This is a genomic window from Streptomyces sp. NPDC104381 (assembly GCF_055583745.1).
In genome coordinates this window covers 492,482-507,016 of sequence record NZ_JBVJNK010000007.1, presented here as the reverse complement: position 1 = coordinate 507,016, position 14,535 = coordinate 492,482, and the positions used below count along the sequence as shown (strand labels likewise).

13 protein-coding genes and 1 tRNA gene are annotated in these 14,535 nt (G+C 70.7%); 10 read left to right on the top strand and 4 right to left on the bottom strand.

Annotated elements, in window-relative coordinates:
- The first annotated feature begins 89 nt into the window (after positions 1 to 89).
- Positions 90 to 1,553 (top strand): aminopeptidase P family protein, encoded by a 1,464-nt coding sequence (locus ACZ607_RS26615; RefSeq protein ID WP_469738496.1) that lies wholly within the window; start codon positions 90 to 92, stop codon positions 1,551 to 1,553.
- Between the two features lie 49 nt (positions 1,554 to 1,602).
- Here the strand turns inward: ACZ607_RS26615 and ACZ607_RS26610 are convergent, their stop codons facing one another.
- Positions 1,603 to 2,160, bottom strand: a complete 558-nt coding sequence (locus ACZ607_RS26610; RefSeq protein ID WP_469738495.1) for an ATP-binding protein — start codon at positions 2,158 to 2,160, stop codon at positions 1,603 to 1,605.
- A gap of 260 nt (positions 2,161 to 2,420) precedes the next feature.
- Between ACZ607_RS26610 and ACZ607_RS26605 the strand changes: the two genes are divergently transcribed.
- The 9 genes from ACZ607_RS26605 (at position 2,421) to ACZ607_RS26565 (ending at position 12,369) form a co-directional block, all read left to right on the top strand.
- Positions 2,421 to 3,254, top strand: coding sequence for a hypothetical protein (locus tag ACZ607_RS26605; RefSeq protein ID WP_469738494.1), 834 nt, complete (start codon positions 2,421 to 2,423; stop codon positions 3,252 to 3,254).
- Positions 3,255 to 3,358: 104 nt separating this feature from the next.
- Positions 3,359 to 4,093, top strand: a complete 735-nt coding sequence (locus tag ACZ607_RS26600) for a YcnI family copper-binding membrane protein (RefSeq protein ID WP_469738492.1) — start codon at positions 3,359 to 3,361, stop codon at positions 4,091 to 4,093.
- A 50-nt stretch (positions 4,094 to 4,143) separates the two neighbouring features.
- The gene (locus tag ACZ607_RS26595; protein WP_129264637.1) at positions 4,144 to 4,800 is read left to right on the top strand and encodes an SCO family protein; all 657 of its coding nucleotides are present in this window, start codon (positions 4,144 to 4,146) and stop codon (positions 4,798 to 4,800) included.
- Positions 4,797 to 5,243 carry a copper chaperone PCu(A)C gene (locus tag ACZ607_RS26590; protein WP_469738490.1) on the top strand — a complete coding sequence of 149 codons (447 nt, stop codon included), beginning with the start codon at positions 4,797 to 4,799 and terminating at the stop codon, positions 5,241 to 5,243. The genes ACZ607_RS26595 and ACZ607_RS26590 overlap by 4 nt, the downstream gene beginning before the upstream one ends.
- Before the next feature lie 14 nt (positions 5,244 to 5,257).
- Positions 5,258 to 7,249, top strand: a complete 1,992-nt coding sequence (locus ACZ607_RS26585; protein WP_469738488.1) for a copper resistance CopC/CopD family protein — start codon at positions 5,258 to 5,260, stop codon at positions 7,247 to 7,249.
- Between the two features lie 146 nt (positions 7,250 to 7,395).
- Entirely contained in the window at positions 7,396 to 8,637 is a 1,242-nt protein-coding gene (gene efeB, locus ACZ607_RS26580; protein WP_469738560.1) for an iron uptake transporter deferrochelatase/peroxidase subunit, read from the top strand.
- A gap of 116 nt (positions 8,638 to 8,753) precedes the next feature.
- On the top strand, positions 8,754 to 9,689 hold the full coding sequence (gene pheA, locus ACZ607_RS26575) for a prephenate dehydratase (RefSeq protein ID WP_469738486.1): 936 nt from the start codon (positions 8,754 to 8,756) through the stop codon (positions 9,687 to 9,689).
- Between the two features lie 590 nt (positions 9,690 to 10,279).
- A complete protein-coding gene (serS, locus tag ACZ607_RS26570) occupies positions 10,280 to 11,557 on the top strand; it encodes a serine--tRNA ligase (RefSeq protein WP_147984551.1) in 1,278 nt (425 codons plus the stop codon).
- Positions 11,554 to 12,369 carry an HAD family hydrolase gene (locus ACZ607_RS26565; protein WP_469738484.1) on the top strand — a complete coding sequence of 272 codons (816 nt, stop codon included), beginning with the start codon at positions 11,554 to 11,556 and terminating at the stop codon, positions 12,367 to 12,369. Before serS ends, ACZ607_RS26565 begins: the two co-directional genes overlap by 4 nt.
- 108 nt (positions 12,370 to 12,477) lie before the next feature.
- On the opposite strand, the gene ACZ607_RS26560 is transcribed toward ACZ607_RS26565, so the two are convergent.
- From ACZ607_RS26560 to ACZ607_RS26550, 3 genes are all read right to left on the bottom strand, one after another.
- Positions 12,478 to 12,564: transfer RNA gene (locus ACZ607_RS26560), tRNA-Ser, on the bottom strand.
- 258 nt (positions 12,565 to 12,822) lie between these two features.
- The gene (locus ACZ607_RS26555; protein WP_469738482.1) at positions 12,823 to 13,515 is read right to left on the bottom strand and encodes a hypothetical protein; all 693 of its coding nucleotides are present in this window, start codon (positions 13,513 to 13,515) and stop codon (positions 12,823 to 12,825) included.
- A 293-nt stretch (positions 13,516 to 13,808) separates the two neighbouring features.
- Positions 13,809 to 14,528, bottom strand: coding sequence for an ABC transporter permease (locus tag ACZ607_RS26550; RefSeq protein WP_469738480.1), 720 nt, complete (start codon positions 14,526 to 14,528; stop codon positions 13,809 to 13,811).
- Between the last annotated feature and the right edge of the window lie 7 nt (positions 14,529 to 14,535).

The following is a 14,535-nucleotide window of genomic DNA, read 5'->3' as shown; positions in this document are numbered from 1 at the left end:
CGGACGTGTAAGAGGTCTTCCGGCTCCGGGCCCCCTTCCGTACGCCCGTACGATGGAGAGGGCCCAGTGTCGCACAAGGAGGACATAACGTGTCTGAGGAGCTCGCCCCGGAGACCCCGGAAACAGCAGAAGCAGAGCCGATCAAGCAGCGGAAGAACGGCCTGTACCCGGGCATTTCCGAGGAGCTCGCCGAGAGCATGAAGTCCGGCTGGGCCGACACCGAGCTGCACGGTCTGGAGCCGATCGCCCAGGCCTCGTACACCGCCGCCCGGCGCGCCGCGCTCTCCGCGCGCTTCCCCGGCGAGCGGCTCGTCGTGCCCGCGGGCAACCTGAAGACCCGTTCGAACGACACCGAGTACGCCTTCCGCGCCTCCACCGAGTACGCGTACCTCACCGGTGACCTGACGCAGGACGGCGTCCTGGTCCTCGAACCCTCCGACGGCGGGCACGAGGCCACGCTCTACCTGCTGCCCCGCTCCAACCGTGAGAACGGCGAGTTCTGGCTCGACGGCCAGGGCGAGCTCTGGGTGGGCCGCCGCAACTCCCTCACCGAGGCGGAGCAGCTGCTCGGCATCCCGGCGAAGGACGTCCGCGAGCTCCCGGCCGCGCTGGCCGAGGCCACCGGCCCGGTGCGCAACGTCCGCGGGCACGACGCGGGCATCGAGGCCGCGCTCACCGACAAGGTCACCGCGGAGCGCGACGAGGAACTGCGCGTCTTCCTCTCCGAGGCGCGGCTGGTGAAGGACGCCTTCGAGATCGCCGAGCTGCAGAGGGCCTGCGACGCCACGGCGCGCGGCTTCGAGGACGTCGTCAAGGTCCTCGACAAGGCCGAGGCGACGAGCGAGCGCTACATCGAGGGCACCTTCTTCCTGCGGGCCCGCGTCGACGGCAACGACATCGGCTACGGCTCGATCTGCGCGGCCGGCCCCCACGCCACCACCCTGCACTGGGTCCGCAACGACGGCGCGGTCCGCGCCGGCGAACTCCTGCTGCTCGACGCGGGCGTGGAGACCACCGAGCTCTACACCGCCGACGTGACGCGGACGCTGCCCATCAACGGCACGTTCTCGCCGCTGCAGCGGAAGATCTACGACGCGGTGTACGAGGCCCAGGAGGCGGGCATCGCCGCCGTGAAGCCCGGCGCCGCCTTCCGCGACTTCCACGACGCGGCTCAGCGGGTCCTCACACAGAAGCTGGTCGAGTGGGGCCTGCTGGGCGACCTGTCCGTGGAGAAGGTCCTGGAGCTGGGTCTCCAGCGCCGCTGGACGCTGCACGGCACGGGGCACATGCTCGGCATGGACGTCCACGACTGCGCCGTCGCCCGCACGGAGTCGTACGTCAACGGCACCCTGGAGCCCGGGGTCTGCCTCACGGTCGAGCCCGGACTGTACTTCCAGGCCGACGACCTGACCGTCCCGGAGGAGTACCGCGGGATCGGCGTCCGGATCGAGGACGACATCCTCGTGACCGAGGACGGCAACCGGAACCTCTCCGCCGCGCTGCCGCGCCGGGCCGCAGAGGTCGAGGCGTGGATGGCCCGCCTCAAGGGCTGACCTCCGGGGCCGACGGGCCCGTGCCCCGTGCGCCGGGAGGGCGCGCTGCTCAGGACACCATGAGCAGCGCGCCCTCCCGCCATTTCAGGACCTTGTCGAAGCTCACGACCGCGCCGTGCCCCGGCCGGTTGCCGAAGTGGACGTGATCGGCGAGCTCCTCGATCAGGCAGAGCCCGCGCCCGCTCTCGGCCGTGGCCGGCGGGTGCACCGCGGTACGCGGGTGCGAGGGGTCGCCCGCCGTGTGAGCGGCCGACGGATGTGCGGCGGTGCGAAGCGTGCGCCGGGCGGGGAAACCGGGCCCCGAGTCGGCGACTTCGATACGGCACGTCTCGCCGTCCAGATACGCGGTGACCCGGTACTGCCCGCAGGCGCGTCCCGGGCGCCCGCCACCGACGGGGACGAGGCCGGCTTCTCCGGGCTCACCCGCGTCCCCGAGGTCGCCGCCGTGCTCGACGGCGTTCGCACAGGCTTCGCTGAGCGCGACCGAGAGGTCGTAGGAGATGTCCGGGTCCACCCCCGCGGTCTCCATGGTGCCGAGCAGAAAACGACGGGCGAGCGGAACGCTCGCAGCTTCGCGCCGCAAATGGAGTGACCACCACATGCTCATGCTCCAGCCTCCTGGCTGCGGCTCGACATACCGATACGTATTGCCGCGTTCGGCGCGTCGTAAGCACGGAACGGCTGTGACAGCGCTCGTTCGGCGGATGCGGATACTCCGTCCACCGGTGTATGCCCGGCGCCGGCCGGGGCCCTGGAGCCCCCATGAACAGGTGCAACACCCCCTGATCACCCCCCGATGGGGACGGATGCCGACCTTCCGGACCTGCCGTACGGAGACGGGGGGCTCAGTGGGATGATGACCCGGCCATGTCTATGTCTGTCGCACGCGCCGGAGCCGGTATGCGGCTTTTGAGGACCGCGGTGTTCACCGCGGTCTGCGTCGTGCTCGCCGCCGCCGGACATGGCTTCGCCGCGGGTGCGGTCGTGCCGGGCTGGACACTGCTGGCCGGCTTCGCCGGGGTCTTCGCGATCGCGGCGCTGCTCGCCGGACGTGAGCGCACCCTCCTCCCGATCACCGCGGCCCTCGCAGCCGGGCAGGTCGCCCTGCACGTCCTCTTCGGACTCGGGCGGCACATGCCGGCCGCCCCGGCGGGGAGCGGCGACGACTCGCTGATCCGTTTCGCCGCGGGGCTCGTGTGCGGCGCCGGACCGGCGCAGCTGAGCGCCGGCGAGGCCCACCGCATCGTGACCACGGCGGGCCTGGACCCCGCGACCGTCGCCCAGGGGCACACGCACCTCGCGTCCGGAGCGGCAGCCGCCCCGGACGCCGCCTCCGCGGCCGGTCCGTCGGTCCTGGACACGCTGATGTCCGGGCTGCCCAGCCTCTCCATGTTCCTGGGGCACCTTCTCGCGGCCCTCGCCACCGGCTGGCTGCTGCGCCGCGGCGAGATCGCGCTCTTCCGGCTGGCGAGGCTCTCGGCGCAGGGCGGCCGGCAGCTCGCGGCCGGGGCCAGGCTGCGCGCGCTTCGGGCGGCCATGGCACTCGTACGCACCCTGCGTGCGGGACTCCCGGGACGGCCCACGACCGGGCCGCGTCCTCTCCGCAGCGCCGTCGACGCTCCCGCGCCGGCCTCCGGGGACCCTCTGCAGCACATGGTGATCAGGCGCGGGCCGCCGCCCGTATACGTACGCGCAGCCTGACACGACCCCTCCGCCGGGAATCCCGGGACGAGGCGGTCGTGATGCCGTCGCGCCTCCGCGCGCCGGACCACCTTTCCTTCGTGTCCTGTGGAGTGATCCCTGTCATGAACGTTTCCCGCATCGCCCTCGCCGGCGGCGTCGCCGCGTCCACCGTCCTGCTGCTCGCCGGCACCGCCTCCGCGCACGTCAGCGTGCAGCCGCAGGGCGAGGCCGCCAAGGGCGGCTACGCCACGGTGAACTTCAAGGTCCCCAACGAGCGCGACAACGCCTCCACCGTCAAGCTCGAGGTCAACTTCCCGACCGACCACCCGCTGGCGTCCGTCAGCCCGCAGCCGGTCGCCGGCTGGAAGATCGACGTCACCAAGAGCAAGCTGGCCGAGCCGCTCGAGGTGCACGGCAAGAAGATCAACGAGGCCGTCTCCAAAGTGACCTGGACCGCGGAGGGCGACGGCATCAAGGCCGGCTTCTTCCAGCAGTTCCCGCTCTCCGTCGGGCAGCTTCCCGAGGACGCCGACCAGCTCGTCTTCAAGGCCCTCCAGACGTACAGCAACAAGGAGGTCGTCCGCTGGATCGAGGAGCCCACCGAGGGCGGCGAAGAGCCGGAGAACCCGGCTCCCGTCCTCGCGCTGAGCGCCCCGGCGGCCGACGCCCACGGTGCCCCCGCGGACGACAAGAACGCCAAGAGCGGCGAGGCGGGGAAGACGGAGACGACGGCCTCCTCCGACGAGGCGTCGTCGAGCACCGACGGCACCGCCCGTGTCCTGGGCATCGTCGGGATCGTCGTCGGCGTCGCGGGGGTCGCCTTCGGCGTACTCGCCGGCCGTCGCCGCAGCGCCTGATCCCACCGGTTCCACCACCCGTATTTCCACAGATCAGGAATCAGCTCTCCATGCACAGCAAGAAGACGGTGCTGGCCGCGGCGTTCGCCGCCGTGGCCGCACTGACCCTGTCGGCCTGCGGCAGCGGCGGAGACTCGGCGGACGACTCGGTCGCCGATGTCTCCTCCGGGACCGAGTCCAAGCCCGCGACCGTGCTCGACCAGCCCTTCACCAAGCCCGACCTCGTCCTCACCGACACCCACGGCAAGAAGTACGACCTGCGCGAGCAGACCAAGGGCAAGCCGACGCTCATCTACTTCGGCTACACCAACTGCCCCGACGTGTGCCCGCTGACCATGAGCAACATCGCCGTCGCCAAGCGCGCGCTGCCCAAGGCCGACCAGGACAAGCTCCAGGTCGTCTTCGTGACGACGGACCCCGAGCGGGACACCCCGGCGTCGCTGGGCAGCTGGCTCAAGGCCCAGGACCCCGACTTCACCGGTCTCACCGGCGACTTCCCGACCATCCAGGCGGGAGCACGGCAGATCGGCATCGGCATCGACCCGCCGAAGAAGGAGAAGGACGGCACGGTCGTCTCGATGCACGGCGCCCAGGTCATCGCGTTCTCCCCGAAGACCGACAAGGGCTACGTGCTCTACAGCGAGGACACCACGGCCGAGGACTACACCGAGGACCTCCCGGAGCTCGTCAAGGGGGAGACCCCGTGAACCGCCGCACGGCCGTCGCCGGCGCCCTGACCCTCACCACCGGGCTGGCGCTGACGGCGTGTTCCTCGGACAGCGTCCCGCAGCTGGAGGTGACCGGGGCGTTCATGCCCCAGCCCGTCAGCGACATGGCCGCCGGCTTCCTCCTGGTGAAGAACAGCGGCGACGCCACCGACCGGCTCACCTCGGTGACCAGCTCGCTGTCGGACCACGTCTCCATCCACGAGACGAAGAACCGGACGATGCGGATGGTCACGTCCTTCGAGGTGCCCGCCGGTGGCGAGCTCGACCTCGAACGCGGCGGCAACCACATCATGTTCACGGAGCTGAAGCAGCAGCCCAAGCGGGGAGAGACGGTCTCCGTGGAACTGCACTTCGAGAAGGCCGACCCCATCACGGTCGACATCCCCGTGAAGGAGACCACCTACAACCCGAAGAAGCAGTGAGGTACTGACACCCCATGACAGCCACCGCCCCGCGCTTCGGGCCTTCTCCGATACGACGGCCGCTCGCCGCGGTCGCGCTCCTCGCCGCGCTGATCAGCCTGCTGTTCGGCCTGGTGCTGGCGGGCGCGGCCCCCGCGTCCGCGCACGCCGCCCTCACGGGGAGCGACCCGCAGGACGGGGCGGTGGTCGCCACCGCACCCGAGGAGGTCACGCTCACCTTCTCCGAACAGATCGCCATGGGCGACGACTCGATCCGGATCCTCGACCCCAGCGGGAAGCGGGCCGACGACGGCGCTCCCCGTGACCTCACGAGCGGCGGGGCCGTGCGGTACGGCGTCCAGCTGCACAGCGGTCTGCCCGACGGCACGTACACCGTGGCCTGGCAGGCGGTGTCCGCGGACAGCCATCCGGTCTCGGGAGCCTTCACCTTCTCCGTCGGCGCCCCCTCGGAGACCACCGTGGCGCTGCCCTCGAACGAGGCCGGCGGCGGGCTCGTGGGCGCGCTCTACGGCATCGCGCGCTACGCCGCGTACGCCGGCTTCATCCTGCTCGCGGGCGGTTCGGCCTTCGTGCTCGCCTGCTGGCAGCGCGGGGCGGGGGCGCTCCCGCTGCAGCGGCTCGTCGTACGCGGCTGGATCACGCTGACCGCGGCCACCCTCGCCATGCTGCTCCTGCGCAGTCCGTACACGGGTTCCGGCAAGCTCGGTGACGCTTTCGACCTCGACGGCCTCCAAGCCGTCCTCGACACCAAACCGGGGGCGGCCCTGGTCTCCCGGCTGCTGCTCCTGGGTGCCTCCGCCCTCTTCATCGCCGTGCTCTTCGGGGCGTACGCCAAGCGCGAGGACGAGAAGGAGAAGCAGGACCTCACCTTCGGGCTCGCCACGGGCGGAGCGGTCATCGCCACGGGCATCGCCGGTACGTGGGCCCTGGCCGAGCACGCCTCCACGGGGATCCAGCCGGGCATCGCCATGCCGGTCGACGTGCTCCACCTGCTCGCCGTGGCCGCCTGGCTCGGCGGACTCGTCGCGCTGCTGGTCGCCCTGTACCGGACGCCGGACATCACGAGCGGTGCGGTACGCCGCTTCTCCCGCATGGCGTTCGGCAGCGTGCTCGTCCTCGCCGCGACCGGGCTCTACCAGTCCTGGCGCCAGGTCGGCACCTGGTCCGCGCTGACCGGCACCCGGTACGGGCAGCTGCTGCTCCTCAAGGTGGCGCTCGTCGCGGTGCTCGTGGGTGTGGCGTGGATATCGCGGCGGTGGACAGGACGGCTGACCGAGCGGGCCGTGTCCGCGCCTGTGTCCGTGGCCTCCCCGGCTCCCTCGGCCTCCCCGGCTTCTTCGGCTCCCCCGGCCACTGATGTTGCTGACACCGCTGACGTCGACGGGCCGGGCGGAACGGTCGACGACGGCCCCGACGGGACGGTCGATCCGGAGCGCGCCGCCCAGCTCTCCCGGCAGCGCGCCGCCCTGACGGCGACGAAGGAGAAGCGCGCCAGGGACGCCGATCCGGACCGCTCCGGTCTGCGTCGCTCCGTGATGGTGGAGACGGCCATCGCCGTGGTGCTCCTCATCGTCACCACGATCCTGACGTCCACCGAGCCCGGCCGGACCGAGGAGGAGGCCGCGCGCGGCAACTCGGCGGCGGCGCCCGCGCCCGTGACCGGCGGGCAGGTGAATCTGAGCCTGCCCTTCGACACCGGCGGCCAGAACGGCAAGGGGACGGTCCGCCTGGACATCTCGCCGGGCGGAACCGGCTCGAACAGCGTGCACCTCTGGATCGACGGGACGGATGAACGCCCGCTGGACGTCCCCGAGGTGAAGCTCGCCTTCACGCTGGAGTCCAAGGACATCGGCCCGCTGCCGGTCGCCCCGGACCGCCTCACCGAGGGGCACTGGACCGCGAGCGGCGTCCAGATCCCGATCGCGGGCGACTGGAAGGTCGCCGTGACGGTGCGCACCTCGGACATCGACCAGACAACCATCTCCAAGAACGTGAAGATCGGCTGAGCAGGGTGAGCAAGAAGAAGGTCCCCGGAAAGAGCGGCATCGCGGCCGGCCGTCGCGACAGGACCGGGGCCGGCCCAGCAGCCCCCGCACCTGGCCCCGGTTCCGACTCCGGCTCCGGTTCCGACTCCGGCTCCGGCTCCGATGGGGTGAGCGTCGTCTCCCGCAGGCGGCTGCTCGGAAGCGCGGGAGCGGCCGGTGCGGCAGGCCTTGTCCTGGGCGCGGCGGGCGGTGCGGGCGGCTATGCCGCGACGCGCGGGGACGCCCCGACCCCGCTGACCACGGTCGGTTCGACCGAGGCGATGTTTCACGGGAAACATCAAGCGGGGATCACCACTCCGCTTCAGGCACGCGGGCACCTGGTGGCCTTCGATCTGACGCCCGGCGCGGGGCGCAAGGAGGCGGCCGCCCTGATGCGCCGCTGGTCCGCGGTGGCAGCACGGCTGATGGCCGGCGAGCCGACCAAGGGCGGCCAGGGGCACGACACCGGGGTGGCCCTGGACGCCGGACCGTCCTCCCTGACCGTCACCTTCGGGTTCGGCCGGACCTTCTTCACCCGCACCGGTCTGACCGGGCACCGGCCGCCCGCCCTGGACCCGCTGCCGGCCTTCTCCTCCGACCACCTCGACGCCCAACGGTCCGAGGGCGACCTCTGGGTACAGATCGGCGCCGATGACGCGCTCGTCGCCTTCCACGCGCTGCGCGCCCTCCAGAAGGAGGCGGGCTCGACGGCCCGGGTGCGGTGGCAGATGAACGGCTTCAACCGCACCCCGGGCGCGACGGGCCGCCCGATGACCACGCGCAACCTGATGGGCCAGGTGGACGGCACCAACAACCCGAAGCCGGCCGAGAGCGACTTCGAGGAGCGGATCTTCGTGCCGTCCGGCGGCTCATCGGCGTACGCCTGGATGGCCGGTGGGTCGTACGCCGTCGTCCGGCGCATCAGGATGCTCCTGGACGACTGGGAAGAGCTCACGGTCAAGCGGCAGGAACAGGTCATCGGGCGGCGAAAGGCGGACGGCGCCCCGCTCAGCGGCGGCTCGGAGGACACCGCGATGGACCTGGACAAGGCGGGGGCGGACGGCAAGCTGCTGATCCCGGACAACGCCCACGCCCGGATCTCCTCCCCCGAGAAGAACGGGGGTGCCGCGATGCTGCGCCGCCCGTTCTCGTACCACGACGGCATCTCCGACGACGGCACCCCGGACGCCGGTCTGCTCTTCATCTGCTGGCAGGCCGATCCGTTCAAGGGCTTCATCCCGGTCCAGCGAAAGCTCGACCGGGGGGACGCGCTCTCCCCGTTCATCCGGCACGAGGCCAGCGGTCTGTTCGCCGTACCGGGGGGCGCCCCGTCCGGGGAGTACGTGGGGCAGCGGCTGCTGGAGGCGTGAGACCTCGCATCCGTCCGTGCGTACCTCGACGGGTCGTACGGACGGGGGGTCCCGGCCCGCCCGGGCCCCGTCCCACGCGCACACGCCCTCGTCCGTCGGCCCATTAGGGTGACCGTATGTCAGCCACGCGCTACGCCTACCTCGGCCCCGAAGGCACCTTCACCGAGGTGGCCCTCCGTACGCTTCCCGAAGCCGCCACCCGTGAACTCGTCCCGATGGTCTCGGTGCCGGCCGCGCTGGACGCGGTACGGAGCGGGGAGGCCGCGGCCGCGCTCGTCCCCATCGAGAACTCCGTGGAGGGCGGGATCAGCGCGACCCTCGACGAACTGACCAGTGGCGCCCCGCTGATGATCTACCGCGAGGTGCTGCTCTCCATCACGTTCGCGCTGCTGGTGCGTCCGGGGACGAAGCTGTCGGACATCAAGACGGTCACCGCCCACCCGGCCGCGCAGCCCCAGGTGCGCAACTGGATGGCGGAACACCTGCCGAACGCGGTGTGGGAGTCGGCTGCGTCGAACGCCGACGGCGCCCGGCTGGTCCAGGAGGGGCGCTACGACGCCGCCTTCGCCGGTGAGTTCGCGGCGGCGACCTACGGACTGGAACCGCTGGTGACGGAGATCCACGACGCGGTCAACGCCCAGACCCGCTTCGTGCTGGTCGGCCGCCCGGCCAGGCCTTCCGCGCCCACGGGGGCGGACAAGACCTCCGTGGTGATCTGGCTCGGCGACGACCATCCGGGCGCCCTTCTCGAACTGCTCCAGGAGTTCGCCGTCCGCGGCGTCAACCTGATGCTGATCCAGTCCCGCCCCACCGGGGAGGGCATCGGGAACTACTGCTTCGCCGTCGACGCGGAGGGACACATCGCGGACCGGCGCGTCGGCGAGGCACTGATGGGGCTCAAGCGGATCTGCCCGAAGGTGCGGTTCCTGGGTTCCTACCCGCGTGCGGGAGTGGCTCCCGAAGACGTGAGGGCCCTGCGCGCCGGGACGTCGGACAGGGATTTCACCGAGGCCTCCGACTGGCTCGCCCGCAGCCAGGACGGCCGGGTCTGAACCTCCGGGGGAGGGCCGGCCATGTATCCGCCGGTCCTACCTGCGGATTTTCATTCCACACAGAGTTATCCACAGGGCACCTCTTGAACCTGGGGACAAGTCGACACCGCAACACGACATGGTCGACAAATCGCCCCAGTGCTCCTGGATCCCCCATGGGGTTGCAGGTCCCCCCGTGTCCCTCCAATTCCCTTGATCAACTCATTGGAACGTGGAATACCCACCCGAATGAGTGCGCGGGTGAGGTTTGAGTCGCGAATCGCTGTCCCGTCATGCCGCTTTCGGAACGATCTCTTCCGGCATCCACAGATCTTCTTCACAGCCTGTGGATAACTAATTCGATCAACGAAGACCTGTGGACAACACGCCCTCCCCGGCGGCCCAACTCCCCGCGCAGACACCGGCGATGCGTCAAGCAACAGGGCATCTTGATCCCTTTTCGAGTCAATCGGGCCCTTTTTATTGACGCCCTCCGCCCCACGCCCGGCCCGCGACTCCCTCAGGATTATGGATTCCGGCAATTCGGGCAAAGCGCCACGCTCGTCGATATCGGTTCGAGCGGTGGATCCCCGCACCGGTAGCCTTGAGGGGTGATTGACCTTCGCCTGCTCCGTGAGGACCCCGACCGTGTTCGCGCCTCCCAGCGCGCCCGTGGAGAGGACGTCGCGCTCGTCGACGCCCTGCTCTCCGCCGACGAGCTGCGCAGGTCGTCCGGCATCCGCTTCGACGAACTCCGCTCCGAGCAGAAGTCGCTCGGGAAGCTGATCCCCAAGGCCACTCCCGAGGAGCGTGCCGAGCTCCTCAAGAAGGCCGACCAGCTGAAGGCCGAGGTCAAGGCGGCCGACGCCGCGCAGGACGAGGCCGACGCCGAGGCCAAGCGCCTTCTCCTGCTGCTCGGCAACGTCGTCCACGAGGACGTGCCGGTCGGCGGCGAGGAGGACTTCGTCGTCCTGGAGACGCACGGCACGATCCGTGACTTCGGGGCGGAGGGCTTCGAGCCCAAGGACCACCTGGAGATCGGCGAGGCGCTGGGCGCCATCGACATGGAGCGCGGCGCCAAGGTGTCCGGATCGCGCTTCTACTACCTGACCGGCGTCGGCGCCCTGCTGGAGCTGGCCCTGGTCAACGCGGCGATCGCCCAGGCCACCGAGGCCGGCTTCGTCCCCATGCTGACTCCCGCGCTGGTGCGCCCGCGCGCCATGGAGGGCACGGGCTTCCTCGGCCAGGCCGCGGAGAACGTGTACCACCTGGAGAAGGACGACTACTACCTCGTCGGCACGTCGGAAGTCCCGCTCGCGGCCTACCACATGGACGAGATCATCGACGCCGACAAGCTGCCCCTGCGGTACGCGGGCTTCTCGCCCTGCTTCCGCCGGGAGGCCGGCACGTACGGCAAGGACACCCGGGGCATCTTCCGGGTCCACCAGTTCGACAAGGTCGAGATGTTCTCGTACGTCGACCCGGCGGACGCCGAGGCCGAGCACCGCAGGCTCCTGGACTGGGAGAAGCAGTGGCTCACCGGGCTGGAGCTGCCGTTCCAGGTGATCGACGTCGCCACCGGTGACCTGGGGGCGTCGGCCTCGCGGAAGTTCGACTGCGAGGCGTGGATCCCGACCCAGGGCAAGTACCGCGAGCTGACCTCCGCGTCGAACTGCGACGGCTTCCAGGCCCGCCGGCTCTCCGTCCGGATGCGCGAGGGCAAGAAGGTCCAGCCGCTGGCCACGCTGAACGGCACGCTCTGCGCCGTACCGCGCACGATCGTCGCGATCCTGGAGAACCACCAGCTGCCGGACGGCTCGGTGCGGGTGCCGGAGGTCCTGCGTCCGTACCTGGGCGGCCGTGAACTTCTGGAGCCGGTCTCCAAGTGACCTTCCCGTACAAGCTCGTCGCGACCGATCTCGACGGCACGCTGCTCCGTGACGACCACACCGTGTCCGCTCCCACCCGGGAGGCGCTGGCCGCGGCGACCGCGGCCGGCGCGGCGCACATCGTCGTCACGGGGCGGGCCGTGCCGTGGACCCGGCACATCCTGGACGACCTGGGCTACCAGGGCCTCGCGGTCTGCGGTCAGGGCGCGCAGGTCTACCACGCGGGTGAGCACAAGCTGCTGACCTCCCTGACGCTGGACCGGCAGCTCGCCGGGCTCGCGCTGTCCAAGATCGAGGCGGAGGTCGGTCCGCTCGCGCTGGCCGCGAGCCGTGACGGTCTGGAGGGGGAGGTGCTCGTCGGGCCCGGCTACCAGGTGCAGGAGGGGCCGCTGCCCGCTGTCTTCATGGCCGACCCTGCGGAGATGTGGACCGCCCCGCTGAACAAGGTCTACATCCAGCATCCGGAGCTCGACGACGACGCCCTGGCGCACGCCGCGCGGCAGGCCGTCGGCAGCCTGGTGAACGTCGTCATGGCGGGTCCGGGCGTCGTGGAGATCCTGCCCCTCGGGCTGAGCAAGGCGACCGGCCTCTCGCTGGCCGCCCGCCGGCTGGGGCTCAAGGCGTCGGACACGCTGGCGTTCGGTGACATGCCGAACGACATCCCGATGTTCGGCTGGGCGCAGCACGGCGTCGCCATGGCCAACGCGCACGACGACCTGAAGGCCGTGGCGCACGAGATCACCGCGTCGAACGAGCACGACGGCATCGCGGTGGTCCTGGAGGAGCTGCTCCGGACGGCCACGCGCGCCTGAGGCCGGGCCGTCGCCGGGCTTCGGCTTCGGCTTCGGCTTCGGCTTCGGCTTCGGCTTCGGCTTCGGCTTCGGCTTCGGCTTCGGCTTCGGCTTCGGCTTCGGCTTCGGCGGAGGATGCGCGGATCGAACGCGCGCGGGGCTCGCACCCCGACGACGGCTTAGCAAGCCGCTGCCTTCCCACTCGGCCAATCCTCCGGGAGGTGGCCGGCGCGCGAAACGCGCGAAGGGCCACCCGGGGGTCCTGCCGCGGCGACTGCGCAGGCAGCTGATGAAGCTACCGCGGTGCCGGCTGCGGACCGCCCTGTCGGGAACACGACGGACTCGGACTCCTGGTCATCGCCGCGCTCCTCTCCCGGTCCGAGTGAACGGCGCCGTACCGCGCCGTCCCCCTCACTGTGCCCGAGACCGGCGTCCGGGGACCACCCATTTATCCGGTGGCCCCCGGCCCTGCGGTCAGCCGCTCCTGCGGCGGCCCAGATCCCTCAGCCGGTGCGCGAGGTCGTCCATGCGGGCATCGAGCCGGATGACGTCCTGCGAGACATCGGTGAGCCGAAGGCTGATCGCCCCGACGACCTGGTACGTCACATCGAGCTTCCGATCGAGGGAGTCGAGCCGCTGCGACATCCGGCCGAGCACCGGACCCAGCTCCTGGAGCGCGCTTCCCACATCGGCGAGGCAGCCCTCGATGCGGGTGACGCGGCGGTCCAGCGAGACATAGGAGGCCCTGAGCTCCTCCTCCGCGTCGAGCAGGTGGGTACGGACACTGCGCGCGATGTCGCTGTCGCGAAGAAGCATGGCGACGTTGAGCACGGTCCTGCGGGTGTAGAGCCGAAGCTGGGTCGCTGCCTGTGGATAACTTTCCGACCCCTCCCCCTTCCATAGCGACAGCATGTCGCTATGGAAGGAGTGCAGCTCAGCACCCCGCAGCACCGTCATGCCGTTGCTGACCAACTCCTTCTGGTGCCGATCCGTCAGCCTCCTGACCGAGGTTGTGGATACTTCGAAGTAGCGAGCCACCTCTTCTGTGCGAAGGTGAATTCCGTCCGGGAGCATGACAAGGCTCTTGACCTTGTCGAGGACTTCGACGCGCCCCATCTGCTCGACCCGGAGGGCTTGGGATTCGAGCAGGGCGACTTCCGTGGGCATGGCTGTGCCTCTCGTGCGTACGTGGGAATGGCAAGGACCGCCCTGTCCCCGGGCTGCGAGGGCGGAGGTCGCTCACGGTTGCCACTCACTCGATGACCGGCCGGGCGGGCGCTCGCCTCACCGCTGCCGGCATTCCCCGAATTCACGAAAGCTCGACGCCACAGATTCCAGTTGCCTCCACGCACCCTGTACAACGAGCCGAAAAGCGTACAGTCACGCGACCCGCCCGCCCGGACACGGAACAACCCCCGCCCGAGGGGCGGGGGTTGCGGGAAGGCGCGGCGGGCCAGGTCTCACTCCTCGCCGGCGAGCTTCAGCGCCCGCAGCTTCTGACCCGCGTACCAGGTGGCCACGACCGTCACACCGACCAGCAGGACGGTAGCGAGCGGCAGGCCCACGTCCGAGGTGACCACGCCCTCTCCGGCGACCTTCTCGGCGACCGAGAGGGACCACTGCTGCACGCTGAGCGTCCTGGCCCCCGGCACCAGGCTGCCGAAGAGCGCCTCCCACACCAGCGCGTACACCAGGCCGAAGACGACGGCGTGCCGGCTGACGGTGCCGAGCAGCAGGAAGAGCGCGCTGTACGCGATCGAGGCGACCAGCGCCGCGATCGTGTAGGCCACGGCGATCTGTCCCCCGTTGCCGTTGAGGATCAGGCCCGCGACGAACGTGGGCAGCGCCGAGAACAGCATCGTCACGGCGATGGCGACGATGAGCTTGGTGAAGATGATCGTGGGCCGCTTCACCGGCTTGGCGAGCAGGTAGACGATCGAACCGTCGTCGATCTCCGGCCCGATGGCGCCGGTACCCGCGATGACGCCGATGAGCGGGACCATCGTGGCGATGGCGAAACCGCCCAGCACGCCGGAGGCGACGCCGTCATCGGCTCCGGCGAACGCCCGTACCGCCACGGCGATGGCCACCAGCAGGACCGGCAGGACGAACAGGATGGCGGCCCGGCGCCGGCCGAGCAGGGCCCGGTAGGTGAGCCGGGCGACTGTGGGGTCGTACATGACGCTT

What these genes read in the sequence shown, in the direction of transcription:
- ACZ607_RS26585 (WP_469738488.1), top strand. Translation starts at nt 5,258, where the DNA reads ATGACAGCCACCGCCCCGCGCTTCGGGCCTTCTCCGATACGACGGCCG.
- ACZ607_RS26555 (WP_469738482.1), bottom strand. Translation starts at nt 13,515, where the DNA reads ATGCCCACGGAAGTCGCCCTGCTCGAATCCCAAGCCCTCCGGGTCGAG.
- ACZ607_RS26610 (WP_469738495.1), bottom strand. Translation starts at nt 2,160, where the DNA reads ATGAGCATGTGGTGGTCACTCCATTTGCGGCGCGAAGCTGCGAGCGTT.
- ACZ607_RS26595 (WP_129264637.1), top strand. Translation starts at nt 4,144, where the DNA reads ATGCACAGCAAGAAGACGGTGCTGGCCGCGGCGTTCGCCGCCGTGGCC.
- pheA (WP_469738486.1), top strand. Translation starts at nt 8,754, where the DNA reads ATGTCAGCCACGCGCTACGCCTACCTCGGCCCCGAAGGCACCTTCACC.
- ACZ607_RS26600 (WP_469738492.1), top strand. Translation starts at nt 3,359, where the DNA reads ATGAACGTTTCCCGCATCGCCCTCGCCGGCGGCGTCGCCGCGTCCACC.
- ACZ607_RS26605 (WP_469738494.1), top strand. Translation starts at nt 2,421, where the DNA reads ATGTCTATGTCTGTCGCACGCGCCGGAGCCGGTATGCGGCTTTTGAGG.
- ACZ607_RS26550 (WP_469738480.1), bottom strand. Translation starts at nt 14,528, where the DNA reads ATGTACGACCCCACAGTCGCCCGGCTCACCTACCGGGCCCTGCTCGGC.